Origin of the sequence: Pseudonocardia sp. NPDC049154, from assembly GCF_040648315.1 — a bacterium.
GTDB lineage: Bacteria > Actinomycetota > Actinomycetes > Mycobacteriales > Pseudonocardiaceae > Pseudonocardia.
This window is the reverse complement of record NZ_JBEZDN010000003.1, coordinates 97,791-122,706: the sequence shown is the minus strand read 5'-3', so window position 1 is coordinate 122,706 and position 24,916 is coordinate 97,791. Positions and strand designations below refer to the sequence as shown.

The window sequence follows — 24,916 nt, the reverse complement described above, 5'->3', positions numbered from 1 at the left end:
CGCTCAGTGGCCCGACATGCCGCCGTCGACGGCCAGCGTCGCGCCCGTGACGTAGCCCGAAGCGGGAGAGGCGAGGAAGAGCATCGCGCCGTCCATCTCCCGCTGGGTGCCGAGGCGGTGCAGCGAGCCGGTGGCGAGGAACCGGTCGAGCCACTCCTGGGGCATCCCCGCGTTCATGTCCGTGGCGACGAAGCCCGGGGCGATGGCGTTGACGCGGATCCCACGCCGCTGCGTCCACTGGTGCGCGAGATCGCGGGTCAGGCCGATCATGCCCGCCTTGCTGGCGGCGTAGGCGGCCTGCGGCAGCACGGACTTCACCAGGCCCAGCACGCTGGCGACGTTGACGATGCTGCCGCCCTGCTCCATCACCCGCGCACACGCCGTGGCCAGCTGGTAGGCGGCCACGAGGTTCACGTCGATCACCCGCCGGAAGTCCGCCGGGTCCTCCTTGAGCGCGGGGGAGACCGTGCTGATCCCCGCGTTGTTGACCAGCACGTCCAGCCGGCCGAACTCGGCGACGGCCGCCTGCGCCGCCGCCTCGCAGGCCTGCGGATCGGTCACGTCCGTGGCGACCGGGAGCGCCCGGCGCCCGCGCTCGCGCACGGCGGCCGCGGTCTTCTCCAGGCCGTCGAGCCGGCGGGCGGCGAGCACCACGTCGGCGCCGGCCTCGGCCAGCGCACACGCGAAGCCGGCGCCGAGTCCGCCACTCGCGCCGCTGACGAGGGCGACCCGCCCGTCGAGGCGGAACAGGTCCAGCACCGAACCGGCGGCAGCGGGCGGGATCTCGGGCACGGGTCCTCCTGGGTCTCGACGGCGTTCACCCGTTCGGCTACGTTACCAGCTGACACATCTCGTCGTTTGTAAAGTCAGCGAGTCACAGGCGACCCGACAGGAGAGTGCCATGCCCACCACGCGTGCGGACGTCAGACCGGATCTCGTCGTCGACTTCGACATCTACGACCCCGCACTCACCATGCCGGTCGACCGGATGCAGGAGCGGACGGCGGAGCTCGCGAAGGTCGGGCCGATCGTCTGGTCACCCGCGTACGGTGGCCACTGGCTCGTCACCGCGTACGACGAGGTGCACGAGATCCTGCGCGATCCCGCGACCTTCTCCAGCTACCCGAACAACCTGGTCGACGCCGGCCAGGGCAAGTTCCTGCCGATCGAGCTGGACCCGCCGGAGCACACCTCGTACCGGCAGGCGCTGCAGCCGCTGTTCAACCCGACCCGGATGCGGGCGCTCGAGCCGCGGATCCGCGAGCTGGTCGTGGAGCTGATCGAGAAGTTCCAGGGCGCGGGCAGGGTCGAGTTCGTGGAGCAGTTCGCCCACGAGCTGCCCACCACGGTGTTCCTCGCGCTGATGGGCTGGCCGCTCGAGGACGCGCCGATGTTCACCGAGGCGACCGAGATCGCCATGAACGGCAAGCCGGGCGACACCCCCGAGCAGGCCGTGGCCTCGCGGACCGAGGCCGCCATGCAGATGTTCGGCTACTTCATGCAGGTCATCCATGCACGCCGGGCCGCGGCCGAGGCGGGCGAGGAGCTCGACGACATCACCACCGCCGTGATGCACACCCGGATCAAGGACGCGGAGGGGGTGGAGCGCGATCTCACCGACGACGAGCTGGCGCGGATGTTCTTCCTGCTGCTCATCGCGGGTCTGCACACCGTGCAGGGCACGCTGTGCTGGATGATGCTGCACCTCTCGACGAACACCGACCAGCGGGACGCGGTGATCGCCGACGTGGACGCCATCCCGGCGGCGGTCGAGGAGGTCCTGCGCTACGAGGCGCAGATCGCCATGGGGCGCCGCGCGGTGCGCGACGTCGAGATCGGCGGCGTGACGATCAAGGCGGACGACCAGCTGCTGCTCCTGCTGTGCTCGGCCAACCGGGACGACTCGCAGTTCGTCGACCCGCAGTCGTTGCAGGTCGACCGGACCCCGAACCGGCACCTGTCCTTCGGCTCGGGTCCGCACCGGTGCATCGGCTCGCACCTGGCCCGCGTGGAGCTGCGGATCGCCATGGAGGAGATCCACAAGCGCATCCCGGACTACCGGCTGGATCCGGAGGACCCGGCCGTCGTGCTACCGAGCCAGGTCCGCGGGTTCGCCCGGTTGCCGCTGCTCTTCACGCCCGTCGCCGCGGCCTGACGGGTCATTGACGAAGCGGAACCTAAAGCTATAAGGTGCGGCGGTCGGAAACGCCGCACCGCAATTCGATCACCATTCCCCGGTGGGTCGGCGCGCGATTTCCGCCGCCGCCCCGTCCGCTCCCGCCGAGCGGCCCGGGCCGCGGACAACCATCCGCTGGACGTCTCAGGGAGGACACGTCATGGCGAGGCTCGAGAACAAGGTCGCGATCATCACCGGTGCGGGATCGGGGCTGGGGCGCCAGTCGTCGCAGCTGTTCGCCGCCGAGGGTGCCAAGGTCGTCGTGATGGACGTCGACGGCGACCGTGCGGACGCGACCGTCAAGCTGGTGAGCGAGCAGGGCGGCACCGCCGTCGCCGTCCAGGCCGACACCACGGTCGAGGCCGACGTGAAGCGCACCGTGCAGACCGCGCTCGACGAGTTCGGCAAGATCGACATCATGTGGGCCAACGCGGGCATCGTGTCCCGCGGCGGCGTGCCCAGCGTCGCGGGCGGCGAGCACATCGAGTTCGAGGACTACCTGCTCGAGGACTGGAACCACGTCATCACGACGAACCTGACGGGGCCGTTCCTCTGCGCCAAGCACGTCGCCAAGCCGATGCGGGAGCAGGGCAGCGGGGTCATCCTGGTGACGTCGTCGGCGGCCTCGATGCAGGCGTACCACCAGATCCCGTCGTACTCCGCCAGCAAGGCGGGCGTGAACGCCATGGTGCGCGGCCTGGCGCTGGACCTCGGCAAGTACGGCATCCGCGTCAACGCGATCGCGCCGACGCACGGCATGTCGCCGAACTTCCTCATGGAGCCGGGCGCCCCGGTCGTCGGGCAGTCCTACGAGGAGGTCGCGGGTCCGTGGGACAAGACCGTGACCCCGATCCCGCTGAAGCTGGACCGGCCGCCGTCGCTGCTGGACAACGCGAAGGTCGCGCTCTTCCTGGTCTCCGACGACGCGGCCTACACCTCCGGCCAGGTCATCTCCTCCGGCGACGGCGGCACCATGGGCCGGGTCGCCATCTGGTTCCCGGAGGACCTGGGCCAGGCCTGACCTCATCACCAGGAACGACCGGGGAGGACCCGAGATGGACCGGTACCTGACGGTCGATCGCGGCGCCTGCGCCGGGCACGGCCTCTGCTACGGGGCCGCGCCCGAGATCGTGGACTGCGACGACCAGGGTGACCCGATCATCCTGACCGAACCCGTGCCCGACGGGATGGTCGGCCAGGCCGAGCACGTCGTGGACATCTGTCCCGAACGGGCCCTGGCGCTGCAGGAGTCGCCGTCCGCCTGACCGGGCGCGTGGCAGCAGGTTCGTGATGGCCGGACCGCCCGTGGGAGCCCCCGGGCGGTCCGGTCGTGTCGGAGGAGTCATCGTCGTGAGCAGGACGACCGGAGCACCCGAGCACGAGATCGACGTCGAGGTGTCGGCGCGCGAGGCCGTCGCCGACGGCGTCGTGCGGCTGACCCTGCGCCCCACGGACGGGACCGAGCTGCCGGAGTGGGAACCGGGAGCCCACCTGGACCTCGATCTCGCCCCGGACCTCGTGCGGCAGTACTCGCTGTGCGGGGACCGGCACGACCGCGCGTGCTACCAGGTGGCGGTGCTGCGCGAGCCCGCCGGGCGGGGCGGGTCCGCCCACGTGCACGACGCCGTGGAGGTCGGACGGGTGGTGCGCGTGCGCGGCCCGCGCAACAACTTCGCCCTCGCGGACTCGCCCCGGTACCTGTTCCTCGCCGGCGGCATCGGCATCACCCCGATCGTGCCCATGATCGCCGAGGCGGAGAAGGCGGGCGCGGACTGGCGGCTGGTCTACGGCGGCCGTTCCCGGGCGTCCATGGCCTTCCGTGACGAGCTCGTCGAGCGGTACGGCGATCGCGTGTCGCTCCAGCCGCAGGACGAGGTCGGGCTGCTCGACCTCGAGGCGCTGCTCGACACCCCGAGCGACGGGACGCTGGTCTACTGCTGCGGCCCCGAGGCGCTGCTCGAGGCGGTCGAGGAGCGTTGCGCGGCCTGGCCGTCCGGCGCCCTGCACGTCGAGCGGTTCGCGCCGAAGGCGGTCCCGAGTACGGCCGAGGACGGCACGTTCGAGGTGGAGTTCGCGCAGTCCGGGGTCACCGTGACGGTGCCGCCCGGCGTCAGCATCGTCGATGCCGCCGCGGAGGCCGGCGTGACGATCGAGACATCCTGCCGGGAGGGAACGTGTGGCACCTGCGAGTCCACGGTCCTCGGCGGGGTGCCCGAGCACCGCGACTCGCTGCTCACCCCCGAGGAGCAGGCGGAGAACGACGTGATGTTCCCCTGCGTGTCCCGCGCGGCCTCGGAGAAGCTGGTCATCGACCGGTGAGAGCGGGTTTGGCGCGGCCCCTCGCGTGGTAAACCTTATGCCTGTAGGATAACGACCGAACGACTTCCCGAGCCGCGTCGTACGGACGCGCGGAGCCAGGAGGCGACGATGACCATCCAGGACATCGAGCAGCAGGAGCGCAGGTCCCACGCCCCGCGCAACGACCGGATCCGGCGGGCGCTCGACCACATCCGCAACGACAGCACGGACGAGTTCGAGGGTGTCAACGGCTTCACGGCCGAGGAGTTCACCGACCCGGAGACCGCCCGCCGCGAGCGGGACGCGGTCTTCGGGCGCGTGCCGTCGATCGTGTGCCACGGCAGCGAGATCCCGGAGCCGAACGACTTCCTCACGCTGCAGATGCCGCGCAACAAGATCATCGTGGTGCGGCAGAAGGACGGCTCGGTCAAGAGCTTCGTGAACCTCTGCCGGCACCGCGGCGCCCTGCTGGAGGAGCAGGAGAAGGGTCGCTGCCGGCTGTTCTCGTGCGGCTACCACCGCTGGTCCTACGACACGGACGGCTCGCTGCGCGCGATCACCCGCGACAACACGTTCGGTGAGATCGACCGCTCGCAGTTCGGGCTGATCGAGCTCCCGACGGAGGAGCGCCACGGGTTCGTCTGGGTGGTCGACGACGCCGACGCCGAGATCGACGTCGCCGCCTGGCTCGGCCGGGACATGGACGAGATCCTCGGCGGCTACGGCATGGAGCAGCTCGTCTCCGCGCGGGCCGAGGGCTTCGACGAGCCGGTGAACTGGAAGATCATGCAGGACGCGTTCCTGGACGGCTACCACATCCAGTACGCGCACCCGAACACCGCCGCGAAGCACATCCACACCAACGTCATGGCGGTCGAGGACTTCGGGCGTCACGCGCGCTTCATCGCGCCGCGCAAGACCATCGACAAGTTCCTCGAGGAGGCCCCGGCGCCGGACGAGGACCTGTCGAAGTACGTCACCGAGACACATTTCCTGCTGCCCAACAGCACGCTGCTGCGCCAGCCGGACCACTTCGAGCTGCTGACCTTCCGCCCGCACCCCACCGACCCGGGCCGGTGCAGGATGGAGATGCGCCTGGTCGTGCCCAAGGTCGAGGACTCCGGCATGGACTCCGAGCGCTGGAACCGGATCTGGGACAAGAACTGGAAGATCCTGCTCGCCGTGCTGCACCAGGAGGACTTCCCGCTGCTGCGCAGCTCGCAGGCGGGCATGACCAGCGCGAACGCCGGCGGGATGGTGCTGGGCCGCAACGAGTACGTCAACCAGATCTTCCACCGTGAGCTGAAGAAGCTGACGTCGTGATCGACTTCGAGTGGTACCCGGCGGGCGGGGAGGGTTTCCCGCCCGAGGTCGAGGCCGAGCTGCGCGAGATGCTGCACGAGGCCGCCGAGGCCGACGCCGAGGCGGGCTTCCCGCAGCTCTCCCTCGACGACGACACGGAGCCCGGCACGACGCAGCTCCTCGTCTGGCTCCTGCCGGACGAGCGCTCGGGCCGCAACGTCCCGCTCGCCCCGAGCCTGGCCGCCTACCTGCGCGTCGAGCCGTTGCACGACGAGGACGCCGGGATCGGCGAGGTCTCCTACGTGGTGCGGCCGGACTACCGGTCGCGCGGCATCACCACCCTGCTCGTGGAGAAGATCGGCCTCGAGCTCGGACAGCCGGACGGCTGGTGCGGCACGGGTGTACGGGCGCTGAAGGTGTGGGCCCGCGGCAACCACCCCGCCGCGCTGCGCATGTCGCTGCGCTTCCGCCGCTACGGGATCAGGACGGCCTTGCGCCGCTGGCAGCTGGTGATACCGCTGCGAACGGGGCGCGAGATCGACCCCGGTGCCGAGCCCGGGGGCCCGCAGGTGCGCGAGGCGACCACCACCGCCGAGCGCGTGGCCGCTGCCGAGCTGTGGACCGCGAGCGGCCGCAGGCACCAGCCGCCGGCCGACACGCAGCTGCTGATCAGTGGCCCGTCCGAGGCACCGGACGGCGCGGTGTGGGTCGACCCGGACTCGGGAGAGCCCACCGAGTGGGGAGCTGCGGGCCGGCTCGTCGCGCTCTGCACCCGGGACGCCGACCGCGCTCACGAGGACGATCCCCTGGTGCGGGCGTTGCTGGTGGCAGGCCTGGAACGGCTGCGGGACACGGGCGTCCGGGCCGGGATGATCACCGTCGACGCGCAGGACCGCCCGCTGGTGCACGAGGCCCGGAGCCTCGGCCTGATGCACGATCAGACGGACGTGCAGTACACGGTGACCAACACGGCGACCGAGCCCCGATGGGCCCTCCGGTGAACGAGGAGACAGGGTGACCGCGAAGGAGTTCCCGGGCGCTCCGGCCGACCTGGTCGAGGTCGTCGAGCGGCACGGCCACGCCGTCGCCGCGGGCGACAACGCCACCGTGCTGGCGGACTTCCGCACGGACCGTGTCGGGCAGCTGCTGGCCTCGGCCCGGCCGCCGGAGGGGATGCACTCCGCCGAGCTGCTGGACATCGAGCCGGGCCCGGACGGCCTGTTCTCCGCACACATCCGCTACACGGGCACCGGTGGCGAGGCGGTCTTCCGGTCGCGGTGGATCCAGCTCGACGGCACGTGGCTGGTCACGCAGGTCCGCAACGTCCCGGACACCCCGCCGCGCACGTCGATGGCGCACCCGTCGGACGACGGGCTCGACGCGCCGCACTGGGAAGGCCTGCGGCACGGCGAGCTGCGGATGCAGCACTGCCCGCACTGCGACCGGTGGACCTGGTCGCCGCGGCCGATCTGCCCGGGCTGCCACGCGACCGACCTCGAGTGGCTCGTGGTGGACCCGGTCGGGCGCATCTACTCCTGGACGCGGACCTGGCAGCCCTTCTCGCCGGAGGTCACCGGCCACCTGCCCTACGTCGTGGTCGTCGTCGAGCTGCCCGGGGCGGGCCACCGCCGCCTGCTCGGCGTGCTGCTCGACGGCGACGACGCGGACGTGCGCATCGGCGCGGAGGTCAAGGGTGAGATCGAACCCGCCGCGGACCCGGAGGGCTACCCGCTGCTCCGCTGGCGACTGGTGTGAGGGACTGACATGACAAGCAGGGACCGCGCGTTCCGCGGCGCCACGGCCGTGGTCGGGATCGCCAACACCCCGTTCCACAAGCGCGGCACGGCCACCCGGACCTCGGCGCAGCTCACGTGCGACGCCATCCTCGCCGCGGCGGCCGACGCCGGGATCGACGCGCACGACATCGACGGATTCGTCTCCTACGCCAACGACGACAACGAGGGCCTCGCCATCGGCGCCGCCCTGGGTGCCAAGGAGATCCGCTGGTCGACGATGGTGTGGGGCGGCGGAGGCGGCGGGGTGGCCGCGGCCGTCAACGCGGCGTCGGCGGCGGTCGTCTCCGGCCAGGCGGACATGGTCTGCGTGTACCGCGGCATCTCCGAGGCCGACGCCGGGCGGCAGAGCTACAGCAAGGGCCACATGGGCCCGCTGCTGTCCGGGCACGGGGTGTTCGCGCCCGCCCAGATCTGTGCCCTGCGCACCCAGCGGATGCTCGAGGTCGACGGGGTCCCGGCCTCGGCGATGAAGGCGCTGGTCCAGGCCGCCTACCACCACGCCCAGAACAACCCGGACGCCGTCGCGTACGGGAGGCCGCTGGACCCGGCGGTGTACGACGACGCCCGCTGGATCTCGGAGCCGCTGCGCCTCTACGACTGCTCGCGGGAGAACGACGCGGCGGGCGCCGTGCTCGTCACCACCGCCGAGCGGGCCCGGGAGCTGCGGCAGAAGCCCGCGTACGTCCTCTCCGGCGTGCAGGGGGCCGGGCCGGACTGGTCGGAGTCGGTGGAGAACGACCTCGCCTACACCAGCGCCGGGTTCCACCCGGCGATGGTCGCGCGGCTCTGGGAGGGCGCCGGCGTGAAACCCGGCGAGGTCGACGTCGTGCAGGTCTACGAGAACTTCTCCGGGCCCGCGGTCGCGTCCCTGATCGACTTCGGCTTCGTGCCGAACGGGCCGGACGCCGGTCGCGTCATGCAGTTCGAGAACCTCATCGCCCCGACGGGCTCGCTGCCGCTGAACACCGCGGGCGGCAACATCGCCGAGGGCTTCGTGCACGGCTTCGGGCTGATCGTCGAGGCCGTGCGGCAGATCCGCGGCACCTCGCCGAACCAGGTACCCGACGCCGCGCTCTCCCTCCTGCTGGGGGGCCCGATGGCCCCGTCCGTCGGGGCCACGCTGTTCGGCTCCGACGCCGTGCTCTGACACCACCCCCACCACTGTCGCGACGACGCGAGGAGACCCCATGGCCACGTCGGTCGGTTCCGCCCTCCACTGGTGGGCGCGCACGAAGGGCGACCACACGGCCCTCGTCTTCGGCGAGGACACCGTCGACTACCGCACCCTCCGGGACTGGTCGGGGGCCGTGGCCCGGTCGCTGCACCAGCGTGGCGTGGCCGAGGGCGACCGCGTCGGGCTGCTCGGCGGCAACACCCCCGAGTGGGCCGCCGTCGCGCTCGGCGTGATGAAGGCGGGCGCGGTGCTCGTCCCGCTCAACCCCCGGCTGGTCGGCGCCGAGCTGCACAAGCTGCTGCAGGACTCCGGGGCGCGCGTGGTCGTGGCCGACCCGCAGTTCGCGGGCACGCTCGACCAGGCCCGGGAGCTCGGCAGCAGCGTCGACACCGTCCCGTTGCCCGAGTTCGCCGCGTTGCGCGGAGCGGGTCGCGAGGAGTTCCGGATCGACCGCGACCCGGCCGAGCCGGTCGCGCTGCTGTTCACCAGCGGCTCCACGGGCCTGTCCAAGGGCGTCATCTGCACCAACCGCACGCTGCTCGACATCGTCTTCGAGGCCTCTCTCTGCGAGGAGGGGCTGCGGCCCGGCGGCAGCAGCCTGCTCCTGCTCCCGCTGTGCTTCACCCCCGGCCTGGTCTGGGGCCTGGTCATGCAGGTCGTGCTCGGCGGGACGCTGGTCGTCGAGGCGCAGCTCGACCCGTCCCGCGCGGTCCGCCAGCTCGACCGGCACAAGATCGAGACGATCTTCGGGGTCCCGCTGATCTACGAGGTGATGGCGAAGGCGCCGGAGTTCGCCGCGGCCGACCTGTCGCACCTCAAGACCGCCGTCGTGGGCGGCGCCGCGGTGTCCGTGCCGCTGCTGGAGGCGTGGGGGAGCAAGGGCGTGAAGCTCCGCCAGATCTACGGCATGACCGAGGCCGGCGGGGTCGCCACGGCCACCTGGCCGTCGGAGGCCGAGACGCACCCCGACTCCTGTGGCAGCGGCTCGGCGTTCACCGAGCTCAAGGTCGTGCGGTCGGACGGGAGCGAGTGCGAGCCCGGCGAGCAGGGCGAGGTCCTGCTGAAGGGGCCGGGCGTCTCGCCCGGGTACTGGCAGGACCCGGAGACCACGGCCCGGGCCTTCCAGGACGGCTGGCTGCACAGCGGCGACCTGGGCGTCCGGGACGCCGAGGGTCGGCTGACCTTCGTCGACCGGATGAAGGACCTGATCATCTCCGGCGGGATCAACATCTCGCCGGTGGAGATCGAGGCCGTGATCGGCCGGATCCCGGGCGTGCGCGAGGTGTCGGTGATCGCGGCGAAGGACGACCGGTTCGGCGAGACGCCCGCGGCGATCGTCACCGCGGACGAGGGCGTGACCGAGGCGGCGATCGTCGAGGCCTGCGGGGCGCAGATGGCCGACTACAAGGTCCCGCGCTACGTGGTGCTGCGTCGCGACGACCTGCCGCGGCTGCCCAGCGGCAAGATCTCGAAGCGGGCGATCCGGGACGAGTACTCGGACGTCTCCGAGCGCTACGCAAAGGTGCGCTGACCAGCGGGGATCCCTCACCCGCACGAGGGTGATGAGACAGATTGACGTATCGCGTCATCTATCTCTACCCTGCCTCCTCGGGAGCCGGCACCGACGTCGGCGCGGACCTCACGGAGGCGCGATGAGCACGGCGACGGAGTCGAGACCGGCCGGCGAGGGGGCGGCCGGTCCGCGGCTGGACGTGCACTGCCCGGCCGATGGTCGGTTCGTCGGGTCCGTGCCGGCCCAAGGGTCCGCCGAGGTCGAAGCGGCCGCAGCGGCCCTGCGTGCGGCCCAGCCCGCCTGGGAGGCGCTCGGGCCGGCCGGGCGCAGCCGCCACCTGCTGCGCTGGCTGGACTGGTTGCTGGACAACGAGCGCCGCATCCTCGAGCTCGTCCAGGCCGAGGCGGGCAAGTCCTGGTCGGACGCGGCGATCGAGATGACCGTCGCCGTGGACGTCATCAACTACTTCACGGCCAACGCCGGGCGGTTCCTCGCCGACCGGAAGGTCACGCCGGCCGGGATCGCGAACAAGGCGCGGCGGCTGCGCGTCCAGGCGCGGCCGCACCAGCTCGTCGGGCTGATCACCCCGTGGAACGGGCCGTTGGGCGGGCCGATGATGGACGTCGTCGGCGCGCTCGTCGCTGGAGCGGCGGTGTTGAGCAAGCCGTCCGAGGTCGTCCCGCTGACCTGGGCCGAGGTCGTCAAGGGCTGGGACGAGATCGGCGCCCCGCCGGTGCTCGCCTGCATCACCGGGGACGGCGCGGCCGGCGCCGCCGTCGTCGACGAGGTCGACATGGTCATGTTCACCGGCTCCGTGCGCACCGGCCGGAAGATCGCCGTGCGCGCCGCCGAGCGGCTGATCCCGTGCAGCCTCGAGCTCGGCGGCAAGGACGCGATGGTCGTGCTCGCCGACGCGGACGTCGAGCGGGCCGCGGGCGGTGCGGTGTGGGGCGCGATGATGAACGCCGGCCAGGCCTGCGTCTCGGTCGAGCGTGTCTATGTCGAGGCGCCCGTGTACGACGAGTTCGTCGCGAAGGTCGTCGAGAAGGTGAAGGCGATCCGGCAGGGCATGGACGCACCCGGCTCCTACCTGACCGAGATCGGGGCGATGATCACGCCGGCTCAGGCCGACGTCGTGGAACGGCACGTCGCCGACGCCGTCGCCAAGGGGGCCCGCGTGCTCGCCGGGGGGAGGCGCGAAGGGGCGTACTTCGAGCCGACCGTGCTGGTCGACGTCGACCACTCCATGACGTGCATGCGCGAGGAGACCTTCGGGCCGACGCTGCCGATCATGAAGGTCGCCGACGCCGACGAGGCGATCCGGCTGGCCAACGACTCCGACTACGGGCTCAGCTCGAGCCTGTGGACCAGGGACCGGCGCCGGGCGGACCAACTCTCGCGCCGGATCGAGGCGGGATCGGTGTCGGTCAACAACACCGTCATCGCCACGTTCCAGACGCCGGTGCCGATGGGCGGGTGGAAGCAGTCCGGGCTGGGCACGCGGTTCGGTGGCGCGAACGGGGTGCTCAAGTACTGCCGTCAGCAGTCCGTCGTCGAGGAACGCATCGCACTCACCGCCGAGCCGAACTGGTATCCCGTCGTGCCCGCCAAGAGCGAGTTCATGGCGAAGGTCGTGCGGTTCCTCGGCGCCCACGACTGGCGCCGGAAGCTCGGCCGTTCACCGCGCTGACCAGCGTGAACGCCGTGGTGTGTGGCGCTTGACACGTCAGAACCTAGGTGTATAAGGTTTCTGCCGACGGTGGCGCTCCCACCCTCCCGAACGCACCTGCCGAGTCGCTTCCGGCAGTGCTCCTCCCTGCTCAATGCCGACAGGAGAGTCCCACCATGACCACGAGCCTGACCTCGGTCCCCGAGCACCTGAAGACCGACTTCGACATCTACGACCCGGCGTTGACCTTCCCCACCGACCAGATCAACGAGAAGGTCCGCGAGATCGCGGACCGGTCGCCGCTGGTGTACTCCGAGAAGTACGGCGGCCACTGGATCGTCACCCGGTACGAGGAGATCCACGAGGTGCTGCGGCACCCCGAGACCTTCTCCAGCTTCCCCAACAACCTTGTGCCGCACGGTGCCGGCAAGTTCCTCCCGCTGGAGGTCGACCCGCCGGAGCACACCGCCTTCCGCAAGGCCCTGCAGCCGCTGTTCAACCCCACCCGCATGCGGGCCCTGGAGCCGCGGATCCGGGAGATCATCAACGAGCTGATCGACGGGTTCGCCGCCCGCGGGTCCGCCGAGTACATCTCGGAGTTCGCACACGAGCTGCCGGCGCGCGTGTTCCTCGCGCTGATGGACTGGCCGCTCGACGACGCGCCGATGTTCACCGAGGCCACCGACACCACGCTGCGCGGGGTGCCGGGCGGGACCGAGGAGGAGAACAACGCCGCCCGCGAGGCCGCGGCCGGGCGGCTGTTCGCCTACTTCGCCGGCGTGGTCGCCGACCGCCGGGCGCGCGGCCCGGAGGCCGAGGACATCACCGCGAAGATCGTCCACCAGTCGATCGAGCTCGACGGGCAGGTCCGGCCGCTCACGGACGAGGAACTGTGCAACATGTTCTTCCTCCTGCTGATCGCCGGTTTGCACACCGTGACCGGCACGCTCGCCTGGTCCGTGCTGCACCTGGCCGACCGGCCCGACGAGCGGCAGCGGCTGATCGACGACCCGTCCCTGATCCCGGCCGCGGTCGAGGAGATGCTGCGCATCGAGGCCGCGGTGTCCCCGGGCCGCCGCGTCCGGCACGACACCACCCTCGGCGGGATTCAGCTCAAGGAGGGCGACCAGCTGCTGCTGGTGCTCGCCGGCGCCAACCGGGACGGGCGGGAGTTCGACGACCCGGACGTGGTGCACATCGAGCGCACGCCCAACCGGCACCTGTCCTTCGGCTCCGGCCCGCACCGCTGCCTCGGGTCGCACCTCGCGCGCGTCGAGCTGCAGCTGGTGTTCGAGGAGCTGCACAAGCGGATCCCGGACTACCGGATCGACACGGAGAAGCAGGTCGTCTCGCACCCCAGCCAGGTGCGCGGCGTACTCGAGCTGCCCATCCTGTTCACGCCCGAGCGGAGCTCGTAGCGAGCGTCGGCTCGCACGCTGACACCTCGCGAGGAGACCCCATGACGGAGCTGGTGACCGACGGTCTCGGCTACTGGGCGGTGGCCGCACCCGAGCGGCCGGCGATCGTGTTCGACGGCACGGACGTCGTCGACTACCGCACGCTGGACCGCTGGACGGACGCCGCGGCGCACTTCCACGCCGCCTGCGGCGTCGTGCCCGGAGACCGGGTCGCGATCATCGGCGACAACGCCCTGGAGTGGGTGGTCGCCGGGATCGGGGCGTTGAAGCTGGGCGCGATCGTCGTCCCGCTCAACAACCGATTCACCAGCGACGAGCTGCGCCACCTCGTCGAGGACTCGGAGCCGCGGGTGGTGCTCGCCGACGAGGCGCACCGGGAGCGGATGGCCGCCGCCGTCGGGGGCACGTCGGTGAGCCTGCTCGGGCTGTCGGAGTTCACCGGTCTGCGGGACACGGACCCGGCCCCGGTCCCGCGGCCGACGGCGGGGCCGGACGACGTCACGCAGATCATCTACACGAGCGGCACCAGCAGCCGTCCCAAGGGCGTGATCTTCACGCACCGCAGCACGTTCAACCTGATCGCGGACTTCGCCTTCGCAGAGCCCGCGATCCGGCCGGGCGCACGGATGATCTACCTGCTGTCGATGTCCGGCGCACCCGGGCTGCTCTGGCACTTCCTGCACCCGCTGACGCGCGGCGTGTCGATGTACTACGAGAAGGGCTTCGACGCGCCGACCGCCCTGCGGCGGCTCGCCGACGAGAAGATCCAGGTCATGTGCGGCGTGCCGGTGTTGTTCGAGCAGATCGCCGCGCGTCCCGACTTCGCGGAGGCGGACCTGTCGTCCCTGGAGCTGGTCACGATCGCCGGCGCCCGGGCGTCGGTCGGCACGATCCGGGCGTGGCTGGACAAGGGCGTGCTGCTCCGCCAGGCCTACGGCATGACCGAGCTGGGCGGCATCTCCACGCTCAACCCGGCCGACCAGGCCGTCGCCCGGCCCGAGTCGATCGGCCGCGGGACGGTGTTCACCCGGCACAGGGTCGTCCGGCCCGACGGCACGGACTGCGACCCGGAGGAGCCAGGCGAGATCATCGTGGCCGGCCCCGGCGTCACGCCCGGCTACTGGCGCAACGAGAAGGCCTATGCCGACGCCATGCGGGCCGGCTGGTTCCACAGCGGCGACGTCGGGATCAAGGACGCCGAGGGCTACATCCGGGTGGTCGACCGGCTCAAGGACATCATCATCACCGGCGGCTACAACGTCGCCCCGTCCGAGATCGAGGCGGTGATCTCCGAGATCCCCGAGGTCGTCGAGGTGTGCGTCATCTCGGCCGACGATCCCAAGTTCGGCGAGACGCCGGCGGCGATCGTGTACGCCGAGGCGGACCTCGAGCCGGAGACGGTCACGGCGTTCTGCCGGGAGCGGCTGGCCGGCTACAAGGTGCCCCGGCACGTCGTGGTGCAGCGGCAGCCGCTGATCCGGATGGCGAGCGGCAAGATCGCGCGCCGGCAGATCCGGGAGGCGCATCCCGAGCTGGCGGCCTCCGCGCAGCCGGTGACGTGAAGCTGGGTGTGCTCGCCGACGCGCACGGCAACGTCGAGGCGTTCGACCGTGCGCTCGGTGAACTCACCGGCGAGGCCGACGCGCTGCTGGTCGCCGGGGACGCCTTCTCGGACCACCGGTTCTCGAACGACATCGTCCGGGCGATCCGGGAGGCCGACGCGCTCTACGTGCTCGGCAACCACGAGCTGACCTTCCTCGGGCCCGGCGGTGTCCGGGCTCGCGAGTCACCGCGCGTCTCGCGCACCGAGCTGGCCCACGTCGCCGAGGCGCCGACGGAACTGCGGTGCACCATCGGCGGGCTGCGCCTGCTGATGGTCCACGGCAGCCCGTTCCCGCCCTACGGCCGCTACCTCGACCCGGACAGTCCCGAGTTCGAGCGGGCCGGGGAGCTCGACGCCGATCTCGTCGTGCTCGGGCACACCCACCTGCCGATGGCCCGACGGGTGGGCTCCACGCTGATCGTCAACCCCGGCTCGGTCGGGATGAGCGACCAGCCCGCCCGCGGCGACGACGTCGGGTACGCGATCGTGGACACCGACTCGGGCGAGGTGGCCTTCCGTTCCTTCGCCAATCCGCGTCGGGCAGGCGGATAGGCTGCGACGATGCCTCGTCCGAAGCAGCCGTTGATCTCTCGCGAGGCCGCCGTCACGGCCGCGTTGCGGCTGATCGACGAGGAGGGCTACGAGAGCTTCTCGCTGGAGAAGCTGGCCCGCGAGATGGGTGTGCGCAGCCCCTCGCTCTACCACCACTTCGCCAACCGCTCGGACCTGCTCACCGAGGCCTCGCGCGCGCTGCTGTCGTCGGTGCGGCTCGCCCCGGCCCCGCCGGCGGGGGAGTGGCAGGAGTGGTTCGTGGGCCTCTGCCTCGGGACCTACCGCCTGCTGCTCGAGCATCCGCGGGCCGCCGGGCTGCTCTACGCCTACTTCCCCAACACCGTGATCATGCCCTCGCACGAGCGGGGTGCCCGGGTGCTCGCCGAGGGCGGCGTGCCTGCCGAGGATCGCTGGATGATCATGCGCGGGCTGGAGAAGCTGGTGTTCGGCATGGCCTTCGCCGACGCCGGCGACGCGGTCCACGGCCGCACCCACATCCCTCAGGGCGTGGAGCGCGAGCGCTACCCGTACCTGGTCGAGGCGATCGAGTCCGGCGGCGCGGAGGGCGAGGCGCTGCTCGAGCGGGCCGTGCGGCTCTACCTCGCCGGTGCGACGGCGGCGGTGTCGGCCGTCGCGCGCTGAGTTCAGGAGGCGGCAGGGGCTCCCGGATCGGCGGTCGTGATCGCGGCCCGGCTGGGCGCGGGCGCGTCGGCGTCGATGTACGGGAGCGCGCCGCGCAAGAAGCAGCGGATCGACTCCGCGAACAGGTCCTCGACGGACCGCGGGTTCAGCTCCGCGGCCTCGGCCAGCGTCGGCTCCGTCGCGGGATCGACGTTCGCGAACGCCCGGCCTCGCTCGTCCGGACCCTTGACCGCCTCCGTGATGGCGGCCGCGACCGTGAGCTTGTCCATGCCGTCGAGGATCAGGACCCGCTGCTCGGGTGGCACGCCGAGCTCCGCGAGCAGGCGCGCGCTGGTGTCGTAGGTGCGGGTGAGGACATCGCGGGGCATGAACTGGAGCAGGACCGGCGCGGCGTTCCGGTGCCGCAGCACCGCGCTCCGGAAGTCCAGGCTCAGCTGCACGAACCATTCGACCCAGTTCGGCACGCTCCGCTCGTCCGGCCACCTCGCCTCGAGCACGATCGCGCGCGCGACCGCCCGGAGGATCTCGGCCTTGTCCTGGAAGTGGTGGTAGAGGGAGGGCGCGCGGACGTTCAGCTCGCGGGCCAGCCGCGGGAGGCTGAAGGCGTCGAGGCCTTCGGTGTCGATGATCCGCAGGGAAATCTCGATCACCGAGTCGTACCTGATCAGCGGCTTCGCCGGGCGGGGCATGCCGGCCATTATCCGCGACCCCGCCCCGCACTTGTCGCGCGCCACGCTGCCTATTACCTTTAGATTTCTCGACGCGGAGGGGGACGGGGATGTCCGGAGAGCGACGCACGGCCACCTACTGCCGGGTGTGCGAACCGGCGTGCGGCCTCGTCGCCACCGTGCGCGACGGCGAGCTCGTCGCCCTGGAGCCGGACCGCGACCATCCCGTCTCCCGCGGCTTCGCCTGCCGGAAGGGCCTGGCCGGCGCGGCGATCCACTCCGATCCCGACCGCCTGGACCATCCCCTGCACCGCTTCGACGGCGAGACCGAGGTCCGGAGCTGGGACGATGCCGTCGGCGGCATCGCGGCCACGCTGACCTCGCTGCTGGAGGAGTACGGCCCCGAGAGCATCGGGCTCTACATGGGCAACCCGGCCAGCTTCAACTCGCAGGTCGGCATCGGCACCCCGGAGCTGTTCGCCCGGCTCGGCGTCACTCGCGTGTTCAACTCGGCCACCCAGGACTGCAGCAACAAGTTCGCGGCGGCCACGGCGATGTTCGGGACGTCGGCGCTGCACCCGCTCCCGGACCTGCGCCGGACGGACGCCCTGCTGCTCCTCGGCTCGAACTGGCGGGTCAGCAAGGGGAGCTTCCTCGTGGTGCCCAACGCGTACCGCGAGCTCACCGACGCCGCCGCGCGCGGCGCCCGTATCTGGTTCGTCAACCCGCGCGACACCGAGACCGCGGGTTCCCGGACCGGCGAGACCGTGCCGATCAAGCCGGACACGGACGTCTACCTCCTCGCCGCACTGATCCACGAGATCGACCGGACGTGCGGATTCGATCCCGTCGCCGGCGAGCAAGGGGTGCGGCTCGACGGGCTCCGCGCCTTCGTCGCGGACTACCCGCCCGAGCGGGTCGCCGAGGTCTGCGGGATCCCGGCGGACCGCATCCGCGGGATCGCCCGTGACTTCGCCGCCGCCCCGCGCGCGGCCGCGCACATGTCCACCGGGGTCAACATGGGCCGGCAGGGCATGCTCGCGTACTGGCTGATGACCATGCTGGTGCTGGTCACCGGCAATCTCGACCGCGAGGGCGGCAACATCCCCGGCCGCGAGGTCTACCCGGCGACACGGAAGGCGCGCGGCGACCTGTCGCGCGACGTCGTCGACGGGGAGTTCGGTCCGATGCGCCGCGGGCACCTGCCCGGCGCGCTGCTGGCCGACTACGTGCTCGACGCCGAGCAGCCGATCCGTGCCCTCGTCGTGATCGCCGGGAACCCGCTGCTCACGATCCCGGGGGAGGAGCGGTTGCGGAAGGCCTTCGAGGCGCTCGAACTGCTCGTCGTGATCGACCTCTACCCGAACGCGACCGGTGAACACGCGGACTGGCTGCTGCCCGCCGCCGACATGTACGAGCGGGCGGACGTCAACGTCGCGACCCTCGGCATGGCGGCCAGCACGTTCGTGCAGTGGACGCCCGCCGTCGTCCCGCCGCGCCACGAGCGCCGCGAGGAGTGGTGGATCCTCGCCCGGATCGCGCAGGCGATGGGGCTGCCCTCGGTGCTCGACGCCGACGACCCCGACTCGGCGCGCTGGTCGCGCGTCGACCACATGTTGGCGTCGGGTGGTCTGACCCGGGAGCAGGTGACGTCCCTCCCGCACGGGCTCCCCGTGGGCGACGCCGAACCGGGTTCACTGTTCGCCCGGCACATCCAGACCGCCGACGGTCGGGTGGACTGCCGCCCGGCGGCGTTCGACGCCGCCGTCGCGCGGTGCGCCCGGATCTTCGCCGAGCTCGCCGCCGAGGAGCCGGGCCGGCTCAAGCTCATCGCCCGGCGGGACGCGAAGGCGCAGAACTCCTGGTACGCGAACGTGCCGGAGATGAAGCGCGGGACGCGGGACCGCAATCCGCTCACGCTCAGTCCGGCCGACGCCGGGCGCCTCGGCCTGTCCCCGGGCGACGAGGTCGTGGTGCGCTCGGAGTGGGGGGAGGTCCGGGCGAGCGTCGCTCTCGATCCCGGGCTGCGCGAGGGGGTCGTCGCGATGGAGCACGGCTGGGGGCTCCAGCCGGGACTGCGGCTGTCCCGCGAGCGCCCCGGCGTGAACGTCAACCGGCTGATGCCGCACGGGCCGGGCAGCTACGAGCCGGAGTCGAACATGGCTCGGCTGACCGGGATCCCCGTCGAGGTGCGCCCCCTTCGGCTTCCGCTGGAGCCCTCGGTGGTGTAAACCTAGAACTAGTAGATAAACGTCGACGAGGGGGTCGCCATGACAGCTGCGCCTCGAGGGGACCGGATCCGGCGGGCGCTGGACCACCTGCGCAACGACACCACCGAGGAGTTCGACTCGGTCGTCCCGTTCGGTCCGGAGCAGTACCGCGATCCGGGCATCGCGCAGCGGGAGCGCGATCTCGTCTTCGGCCGGGTGCCGTCGATCGTGGCGCACGCGACCGAACTGCCGAAGCCCGGCGACTTCCTCACGCTGCAGATGCCGCGGAACAAGGTCATCGTGGTGCGGCAGAAGGACGGCTCGGTCAAGTCGTTCGTGAACCTGTGCCGGCACCGCGGGGCGCTCCTGGAGGAACAGGAGAAGGGCCGTTGCCGCTTGTTCTCGTGCGGCTACCACCGCTGGTCGTACGACACGGACGGCTCCTTGCGGGCGATCACCCGCGACAACACCTTCGGTGAGATCGACCGCGCGCAGTTCGGGTTGATCGAGCTCCCGACCGAGGAGCGGCACGGTCTGATCTGGATGGTCGACGACGCCGGTGCGGAGATCGACGTCGCCTCCTGGCTGGGTCCGGAGGTCGACGACATCCTGGCCGGCTACCGACTGCAGGACCTGCTCGCCGTCCGGTCCGAGGGCTTCGACGAGCCCGCGAACTGGAAGCTCATGCAGGACGCGTTCACGGACAACTACCACATCCAGTACGCGCACCCGAACACCGCGGGCAAGCACGTGCACACGAACGTGCAGGTGGTCGAGGACTTCGGCCGCCACGCCCGGATGCTCTCGCCGCGCAAGAAGATCGACCGCTGGCTGGAGGAGGACCCCGGCGACCGGGACCTCGGCCGCTACGTCATCGACGGGCACTTCCTGTTGCCCAACAGCACCCTGCTGCGCCAGCCCGACGACCACTTCGAGCTGCTCACCTTCCGTCCGCACCCCACCGACCCGGGGCGCTGCCGGATGGAGATGCGGCTGCTCGTGCCCAGCCTCGAGGTCAGTGGCATGACCAAGGAGAAGTGGGAGGAGGTCTGGGAGAAGAACTGGAAGATCCTGCTCGCCGTGCTGCACCAGGAGGACTTCCCGCTGCTGCGGGCCGCCCAGACCGGGCTCGTCAGCGCGAACGCGGGCGGGATGGTGCTGGGGCGCAACGAGGTCGTGAACCAGATCTTCCACCGCGAGCTGCGCAAGCTGCTCGCCTGACCGTCACGCGAGGAACGCGGGCACCAGGAACCTGCGCAACTCGCGCCGGAGCTCGTCCGGTGCGGGGCGCATGCCCTCCTCCTGCGACACCATCATCGTGGTGATGCGGGCCAGCCACCGTGCGGCCTCGTGGAGGTCCAGCTCGGCCCGCATCTCGCCGTTCTGCTGCGCCGCCTGCAGGATCGGTTCCCACAGCTCGTAGGTCAGCTGGTGGGACACGCCCTCCCCGCCGAGGATCCGCGCGGCGAGACCCGGCTGGTCGCCCGTGACGAGCAACTGCACCACCGGGTCCTTGTGGCCGCGGTCGACGTTGTAGACCAGGCCCTCCACCAGCTTCTCCCCGAAGCTCGGGAAGCGCTCGAGGTGCGCCTGCGCGCGGGGGATGTTCATGCGCGCGCGCCGGGTGATCGATGCAAGGACCAGCGCCTCCCGGTCGGCGAAGTACCGGTACACCGTGGCGCGCGAGACGCCGCCGGCCTTGGCGACGTCCTCCATCGTCGTCTTCGCGATCCCGAAGCGCTCGAAGCACGCCTCTGCGGCGTCGAGCAGCTGCGCCTGCATGCCGGCAGGCTCCTCGAGGGTGCTCGCGCGGGGGATGGCCATGACCGGGAGTCTAGGGCAAAGCTGCGACATGAGACGCTTGACGAATATTGTCTCATGTGCCACCGTCGAGGTATCCCGGACCTGGAGGCGTCGACGATGGAGTCGAGGACGTGAGCGGCTACTCCCTGCTGGCGGGCGTGCGGATCCTGGAGGTCGCGCAGCTCGCGCCGTCGTCCGTCGGCGGCCACCTCGCCGACCTGGGCGCGGACGTGATCAAGGTGGAGAGCGGGGCGGGGGAGGGCGTGCGGCACAACGGCGCCCGCGCCGTCGGTGGCCCCGACGGCCCCGGCTTCATGCACCTGCGGTGGAACCGCGGCAAGCGCAGCGTGGCCCTGGACCTTCGGTCGGAGGAGGGCAAGCGGGCCTTCCTGCGGCTCGCCGCGACCGCGGACGCGGTGGTCGAGGGCACCCGGCACGGCCACCTGGAGCGGCTCGGCCTCGGCTGGGCGGCGCTGCGCGAGGTGCGCCCGCAGACCGTGCTGTGCGAGGTGTCCGGCACGGGCGCCGAGGGGCCGTACCGTGACCTCGCCACCGGCGGCATGTGGTTCGACGCCTACGCGGGCATGCGCCCGGTCGACACCGACCACCCGTCGCCGCCCGGGGTGATGGGCGGCTCGGCCGAGGTCCCGCAGGCGATGTACGCGCTCGGTGCGTACGGCGCGATGGCGATCCTGGCCGCGGTGCTGCGGGCCCGCGAGACCGGCGTCGGCGCCCGGCTGCAGGTCAGCAGCATCGACGTGGCCACGGCCTGGATGCCGGACAAGATCGACGCTGCACTCAACGCGGACCGTACGGTCACCCGCCCCGGCTGGATGCCCGACGGCAGGCTCCCGGACTGGCCCCTGCTCGACGCCTACGCGACGAAGGACGGCGGTGCGATCGTCCTCGGCTCGCACTACCCCAAGTTCTGGCGGGCGTTCTGCGAGGCCGTGGGCCGCCCGGACCTGCTGGGGATCGACCTCTCGACCGTGGACGAGGGGAGCGAGGAGCGCGCGCTGCACGTCTGGCGGGAGCTCGACGCCCTGTTCCGGACCCGTACCAAGCAGGAGTGGACCGACCTGTTCCTCGCCCACGACGTCGCGGGCGGACCGGTCAACACCGTCGAGGAGCTGCTCGACGACCCCCACTTCCGGGCGCGGGCCACCACGTACGAGAAGGGCGGGTTGCGCTTCGCCGCCAGCCCCGTCCGCGTCGTGGGGGAGGACTTCGCCCCCGAGCTCGCCCCCGACCTGGGGCAGCACAGCGACGAGATCCTCGGGGAGCTGTCGTGAGCGGTCACTTCTCCGCGCTGCTCCGCTTCTGGGCGCGCCGGCTGCCGGACCACCTCGCCGTGCGATTCGCGGAGCGCGAGTACACGTGGGCCGAGCTGGACCGCGCCACGGACGAGCTGGCCGCCGGCCTGTACCGGGCGGGGCTGCGCCCGGGCGACGTCCTCGGCGTCCTCATGACCAACAGGGTCCAGTTCGTCGAGGCGATGCACGCCGCGTTCCGAGTGGGTGCGGCCGTCGAGCTCCTCAACATCCGGTTCACGCCGGCCGAGATGGTGCACCCCGTCGTCGACGCCGGCACCCGCTTCGTGGTGACCGAGCCCGCGCTGGTTCCGGTGCTCGCCGACGCCCGCACCGCGGTCCCCGGACTCACCGTGCTCACCACGGAACCGGTGGAGGGCTGCACCCCGCTCGACGACCTCCGGCTCGTGGGCGAGCGACCGCCGGCCCGCCGCGCGGACCCCGAGGAGACGGCGCTGCTCGCCTACACCTCCGGTACCACCGGCGTCCCCAAGGGCGGGATGCTGCCGCACCGCGCGATCATCGCCAACGGCAACGCCCGGGCCGTCGCCGACGCTTTGACCTGGAAGGACCGCGTCCTCATCATCGTGCCGATGGCGTTCACCGGCGGCTCGTCGAGCTACCTGCGCGAGTCGGTGACCACCGGGGCGCCCGCGATCGTCCAGGGCACCTTCGACCCGCCGAAGATCCTGGAACTGCTCGAACGCGAGCGGATCACGGTGTGCTCGGCCGTGCCGGTGGTGTGGGAGGGCGTGCTCGCCCTGCCCCAGCTCGCCGACGCCGACCTTTCGGCGCTGCGCGCGGGCGTCGGGGCGGGCGCACCGATGGCGATCGAGGTCATCCGCGCCTGGCAGCGGCTCGGCGTCGGGATGCGGCAGGGCTACGGACAGACCGAGTTCGCCGGCGGCTACGCCACCCTCCTCTACGAGGACGAGGCCGCGGACCACGTCGGATCCGTCGGGCGTGTGATCATGCACCACGAGATCCGCGTGGTCGACTCGGCCGACCGGGACGTCCCGGTCGGGGAGCCCGGGCAGATCCTGCTCCGCGGCCCGTCGGTCATGACCGGGTACTGGAAGCGCCCGGAGGCCACCGCGGAGACACTCGCGGGCGGCTGGTTGCACACCGGCGACATCGGACGGCTCGATGAAGGGGGCTTCCTCACCCTCGTCGACCGGGCCAAGGACATGCTGATCTCCGGCGGGCTCAACGTGTACCCCGCCGAGATCGAGACCGTGCTCGCCGGACGGCCCGGGCTCGAGGAGTGCGCGGTCGTCGGCGTCCCACACGAGCGGTGGGGCGAGGTCCCGATGCTCGTCGTGCCGGACCTGACCCGGGTGGACGTCGACGAGCTGCGCGCGCACGTCGGCACCGTCCTGGCCGACTACCGCCGTCCGAAGTGGATCGTCGGCACCGGCGGCCCGCTGCCCCGCACGCTCGGCGGCAAGATCCTCAAGCGCGAGATCCGCGCGACCTATCCCGAGGTGCCGCCGGACGCGGTGCCCCTCACCACCCGGGGGAACCAGCCATGACCCTGCTGAACAGCGACGTCGCCGACCTGCTCGCCGAGCACCTGCGCGCGGGCACCACGGAGATGTCCGCCACCGACCTCCGCGTGCCCATCGCGCACTTCGTCAGCGACGAGCGCGCGGCGAAGGAGCGCGAGCTGATGACCCGGCTGCCGGTGATCATCGGTCACGGGTCGGAGATCGCCGAGCGCGGCAGCTTCGTCACGCGCGGGGTGCTGGGGATCCCGCTGGTCGTGGTCCGGAAGTCGGACGGGACGGTCGCCGGCTACCTCAACATCTGCCGGCACCGCGGCGGCCGGGTCGAGGACGCTCCGTGCGGGAAACAGCGCTACTTCACCTGCCACTACCACGGCTGGAGCTACTCCCGGGAGGACGGCGGCCTGCGCGGCGTCCCCTACGACGACTTCTACACCCACGTCGAGAAGGACCGGCACGGCCTGCACACCGTCCGGATCGAGGAGCGACACGGCTTCCTGTTCGCGGACCTGTCCGGCCGGCAGGACTGGGACATCGACGACTGGCTCGGCCCCGAGGTCGACACGCAGCTCGCCCCGTTCGGCCTCGACGGCGCGGAGATCTTCCTCGACAGGTCGTTCACCTTGGACATCAACTGGAAGATCGTCCTGGACGGCGCGATCGACGTCCTGCACCCGAAGTTCCTGCACCCCACCGGCGTCGGCAAGCTGATCGAGACCAACACCAGCGTGTGGCGGCAGTACGGGCGGCACGGGCAGTCCTTCAGCCCGCGCACGCGGATGGGCGACGCCGCCCGCGCGGGCGAGCCGACCGACGCGAGCTTCCGGTACATGGGCAGCAACCTGTTCCTCTACCCGAACTCCATGGTCATCTCCACGCCCGACCACGTGGAGTTCTGGACGGTCTGGCCCGACACCGAGACCGCGGGCCGCTCGACGACGAACATCCGGTTCCTCGTGCGTCCCGAGAAGCGCGACGAGCGCATCGAGCGCCGGATCATGCGCAGCTGGGAGATCCTCGAGGAGGCCGCGGTCAACGAGGACTGGCCCATGGAGCTGACCATCCAGCGGAACGCCGAGGCCCACCCCCACGGCACCTTCCTCTACGGCCGCAACGAGCAGTCCTGCCAGCACCTGCACCGCGAGCTGGCGGCGGACCTGGGGGACTGAGCGAAGCTCTGGCGCTGGTCCCGATCACCGTCCGCAATTCGCCCTTGCGGACCTTCCCGGTGGCGTCGCGGGGCGGCTCGGCATCCCGATCACGGCGACCTCGCCGAT

General features: G+C 71.5%; 22 protein-coding genes. 19 read left to right on the top strand and 3 right to left on the bottom strand.

The genetic code is table 11. From position 1 onward, the window contains the following. Nucleotides 1–3: 3 nt before the first annotated feature. Nucleotides 4–792, bottom strand: a complete 789-nt coding sequence (locus AB0B41_RS03305) for a glucose 1-dehydrogenase (RefSeq protein ID WP_358198418.1) — start codon at nucleotides 790–792, stop codon at nucleotides 4–6. Nucleotides 793–901: 109 nt separating this feature from the next. Between AB0B41_RS03305 and AB0B41_RS03300 the strand changes: the two genes are divergently transcribed. From AB0B41_RS03300 to AB0B41_RS03235, 14 genes are all read left to right on the top strand, one after another. After that, nucleotides 902–2,155, top strand: a complete 1,254-nt coding sequence (locus tag AB0B41_RS03300; protein WP_358198416.1) for a cytochrome P450 — start codon at nucleotides 902–904, stop codon at nucleotides 2,153–2,155. Between the two features lie 181 nt (nucleotides 2,156–2,336). Continuing rightward, on the top strand, nucleotides 2,337–3,197 hold the full coding sequence (locus AB0B41_RS03295) for an SDR family NAD(P)-dependent oxidoreductase (protein WP_358198414.1): 861 nt from the start codon (nucleotides 2,337–2,339) through the stop codon (nucleotides 3,195–3,197). 34 nt (nucleotides 3,198–3,231) lie between these two features. After that, nucleotides 3,232–3,441, top strand: coding sequence for a ferredoxin (locus tag AB0B41_RS03290; protein ID WP_358198412.1), 210 nt, complete (start codon nucleotides 3,232–3,234; stop codon nucleotides 3,439–3,441). A gap of 85 nt (nucleotides 3,442–3,526) precedes the next feature. Next, entirely contained in the window at nucleotides 3,527–4,495 is a 969-nt protein-coding gene (locus AB0B41_RS03285; RefSeq protein ID WP_358198410.1) for a PDR/VanB family oxidoreductase, read from the top strand. A gap of 108 nt (nucleotides 4,496–4,603) precedes the next feature. Continuing rightward, nucleotides 4,604–5,797: an SRPBCC family protein gene (locus tag AB0B41_RS03280; RefSeq protein ID WP_358198408.1), complete on the top strand. Its 1,194-nt coding sequence runs from the start codon at nucleotides 4,604–4,606 to the stop codon at nucleotides 5,795–5,797. After that, a complete protein-coding gene (locus AB0B41_RS03275; RefSeq protein WP_358198406.1) occupies nucleotides 5,794–6,777 on the top strand; it encodes a hypothetical protein in 984 nt (327 codons plus the stop codon). The genes AB0B41_RS03280 and AB0B41_RS03275 overlap by 4 nt, the downstream gene beginning before the upstream one ends. Before the next feature lie 13 nt (nucleotides 6,778–6,790). Beyond that, a complete protein-coding gene (locus AB0B41_RS03270) occupies nucleotides 6,791–7,531 on the top strand; it encodes a zinc ribbon domain-containing protein (protein ID WP_358198404.1) in 741 nt (246 codons plus the stop codon). A gap of 9 nt (nucleotides 7,532–7,540) precedes the next feature. Then, nucleotides 7,541–8,719 (top strand): transporter, encoded by a 1,179-nt coding sequence (locus AB0B41_RS03265; protein WP_358198402.1) that lies wholly within the window; start codon nucleotides 7,541–7,543, stop codon nucleotides 8,717–8,719. 40 nt (nucleotides 8,720–8,759) lie between these two features. Next, nucleotides 8,760–10,277 (top strand): AMP-binding protein, encoded by a 1,518-nt coding sequence (locus tag AB0B41_RS03260; protein ID WP_358198400.1) that lies wholly within the window; start codon nucleotides 8,760–8,762, stop codon nucleotides 10,275–10,277. A 121-nt stretch (nucleotides 10,278–10,398) separates the two neighbouring features. Beyond that, nucleotides 10,399–11,949: an aldehyde dehydrogenase family protein gene (locus AB0B41_RS03255; protein ID WP_358198398.1), complete on the top strand. Its 1,551-nt coding sequence runs from the start codon at nucleotides 10,399–10,401 to the stop codon at nucleotides 11,947–11,949. A 155-nt stretch (nucleotides 11,950–12,104) separates the two neighbouring features. Beyond that, entirely contained in the window at nucleotides 12,105–13,346 is a 1,242-nt protein-coding gene (locus AB0B41_RS03250; protein WP_358198396.1) for a cytochrome P450, read from the top strand. A gap of 41 nt (nucleotides 13,347–13,387) precedes the next feature. Continuing rightward, on the top strand, nucleotides 13,388–14,908 hold the full coding sequence (locus AB0B41_RS03245; RefSeq protein WP_358198394.1) for an AMP-binding protein: 1,521 nt from the start codon (nucleotides 13,388–13,390) through the stop codon (nucleotides 14,906–14,908). Beyond that, nucleotides 14,905–15,501, top strand: a complete 597-nt coding sequence (locus tag AB0B41_RS03240) for a YfcE family phosphodiesterase (protein ID WP_358198392.1) — start codon at nucleotides 14,905–14,907, stop codon at nucleotides 15,499–15,501. The genes AB0B41_RS03245 and AB0B41_RS03240 overlap by 4 nt, the downstream gene beginning before the upstream one ends. A gap of 9 nt (nucleotides 15,502–15,510) precedes the next feature. After that, complete coding sequence (locus AB0B41_RS03235; RefSeq protein WP_358198390.1) at nucleotides 15,511–16,143, top strand: TetR/AcrR family transcriptional regulator; 633 nt, start codon at nucleotides 15,511–15,513, stop codon at nucleotides 16,141–16,143. A gap of 2 nt (nucleotides 16,144–16,145) precedes the next feature. Here the strand turns inward: AB0B41_RS03235 and AB0B41_RS03230 are convergent, their stop codons facing one another. Further along, nucleotides 16,146–16,832 carry a TetR family transcriptional regulator gene (locus AB0B41_RS03230; protein WP_358198388.1) on the bottom strand — a complete coding sequence of 229 codons (687 nt, stop codon included), beginning with the start codon at nucleotides 16,830–16,832 and terminating at the stop codon, nucleotides 16,146–16,148. Nucleotides 16,833–16,921: 89 nt separating this feature from the next. On the opposite strand from AB0B41_RS03230, the gene AB0B41_RS03225 reads away from it, so the two are divergent. Together AB0B41_RS03225 and AB0B41_RS03220 are read left to right on the top strand one after the other, a co-directional pair. After that, nucleotides 16,922–19,042 carry a molybdopterin-dependent oxidoreductase gene (locus AB0B41_RS03225; protein ID WP_358198386.1) on the top strand — a complete coding sequence of 707 codons (2,121 nt, stop codon included), beginning with the start codon at nucleotides 16,922–16,924 and terminating at the stop codon, nucleotides 19,040–19,042. 39 nt (nucleotides 19,043–19,081) lie between these two features. Then, complete coding sequence (locus AB0B41_RS03220) at nucleotides 19,082–20,242, top strand: SRPBCC family protein (protein WP_358198384.1); 1,161 nt, start codon at nucleotides 19,082–19,084, stop codon at nucleotides 20,240–20,242. 3 nt (nucleotides 20,243–20,245) lie between these two features. Here the strand turns inward: AB0B41_RS03220 and AB0B41_RS03215 are convergent, their stop codons facing one another. Then, nucleotides 20,246–20,845 (bottom strand): helix-turn-helix domain-containing protein, encoded by a 600-nt coding sequence (locus tag AB0B41_RS03215; RefSeq protein ID WP_358198382.1) that lies wholly within the window; start codon nucleotides 20,843–20,845, stop codon nucleotides 20,246–20,248. 110 nt (nucleotides 20,846–20,955) lie between these two features. On the opposite strand from AB0B41_RS03215, the gene AB0B41_RS03210 reads away from it, so the two are divergent. From AB0B41_RS03210 to AB0B41_RS03200, 3 genes are read left to right on the top strand one after another with little or no spacing between them, the layout of a single operon-like run. After that, nucleotides 20,956–22,116, top strand: coding sequence for a CoA transferase (locus AB0B41_RS03210; protein ID WP_358198380.1), 1,161 nt, complete (start codon nucleotides 20,956–20,958; stop codon nucleotides 22,114–22,116). Next, nucleotides 22,113–23,666: an AMP-binding protein gene (locus tag AB0B41_RS03205; protein WP_358198378.1), complete on the top strand. Its 1,554-nt coding sequence runs from the start codon at nucleotides 22,113–22,115 to the stop codon at nucleotides 23,664–23,666. Before AB0B41_RS03210 ends, AB0B41_RS03205 begins: the two co-directional genes overlap by 4 nt. Then, nucleotides 23,663–24,808 (top strand): aromatic ring-hydroxylating dioxygenase subunit alpha, encoded by a 1,146-nt coding sequence (locus AB0B41_RS03200; protein ID WP_358198376.1) that lies wholly within the window; start codon nucleotides 23,663–23,665, stop codon nucleotides 24,806–24,808. The genes AB0B41_RS03205 and AB0B41_RS03200 overlap by 4 nt, the downstream gene beginning before the upstream one ends. Nucleotides 24,809–24,916 lie beyond the last annotated feature (108 nt).

Bases quoted from the DNA above. Each gene is read 5' to 3' on its own strand.
- AB0B41_RS03255 (WP_358198398.1), top strand. From the start codon at position 10,399: ATGAGCACGGCGACGGAGTCGAGACCGGCCGGCGAGGGGGCGGCCGGT.
- AB0B41_RS03295 (WP_358198414.1), top strand. From the start codon at position 2,337: ATGGCGAGGCTCGAGAACAAGGTCGCGATCATCACCGGTGCGGGATCG.
- AB0B41_RS03300 (WP_358198416.1), top strand. From the start codon at position 902: ATGCCCACCACGCGTGCGGACGTCAGACCGGATCTCGTCGTCGACTTC.
- AB0B41_RS03250 (WP_358198396.1), top strand. From the start codon at position 12,105: ATGACCACGAGCCTGACCTCGGTCCCCGAGCACCTGAAGACCGACTTC.
- AB0B41_RS03290 (WP_358198412.1), top strand. From the start codon at position 3,232: ATGGACCGGTACCTGACGGTCGATCGCGGCGCCTGCGCCGGGCACGGC.
- AB0B41_RS03260 (WP_358198400.1), top strand. From the start codon at position 8,760: ATGGCCACGTCGGTCGGTTCCGCCCTCCACTGGTGGGCGCGCACGAAG.
- AB0B41_RS03220 (WP_358198384.1), top strand. From the start codon at position 19,082: ATGACAGCTGCGCCTCGAGGGGACCGGATCCGGCGGGCGCTGGACCAC.
- AB0B41_RS03265 (WP_358198402.1), top strand. From the start codon at position 7,541: ATGACAAGCAGGGACCGCGCGTTCCGCGGCGCCACGGCCGTGGTCGGG.
- AB0B41_RS03230 (WP_358198388.1), bottom strand. From the start codon at position 16,832: ATGCCCCGCCCGGCGAAGCCGCTGATCAGGTACGACTCGGTGATCGAG.
- AB0B41_RS03215 (WP_358198382.1), bottom strand. From the start codon at position 20,845: ATGGCCATCCCCCGCGCGAGCACCCTCGAGGAGCCTGCCGGCATGCAG.
- AB0B41_RS03280 (WP_358198408.1), top strand. From the start codon at position 4,604: ATGACCATCCAGGACATCGAGCAGCAGGAGCGCAGGTCCCACGCCCCG.
- AB0B41_RS03225 (WP_358198386.1), top strand. From the start codon at position 16,922: ATGTCCGGAGAGCGACGCACGGCCACCTACTGCCGGGTGTGCGAACCG.
- AB0B41_RS03245 (WP_358198394.1), top strand. From the start codon at position 13,388: ATGACGGAGCTGGTGACCGACGGTCTCGGCTACTGGGCGGTGGCCGCA.
- AB0B41_RS03235 (WP_358198390.1), top strand. From the start codon at position 15,511: ATGCCTCGTCCGAAGCAGCCGTTGATCTCTCGCGAGGCCGCCGTCACG.
- AB0B41_RS03200 (WP_358198376.1), top strand. From the start codon at position 23,663: ATGACCCTGCTGAACAGCGACGTCGCCGACCTGCTCGCCGAGCACCTG.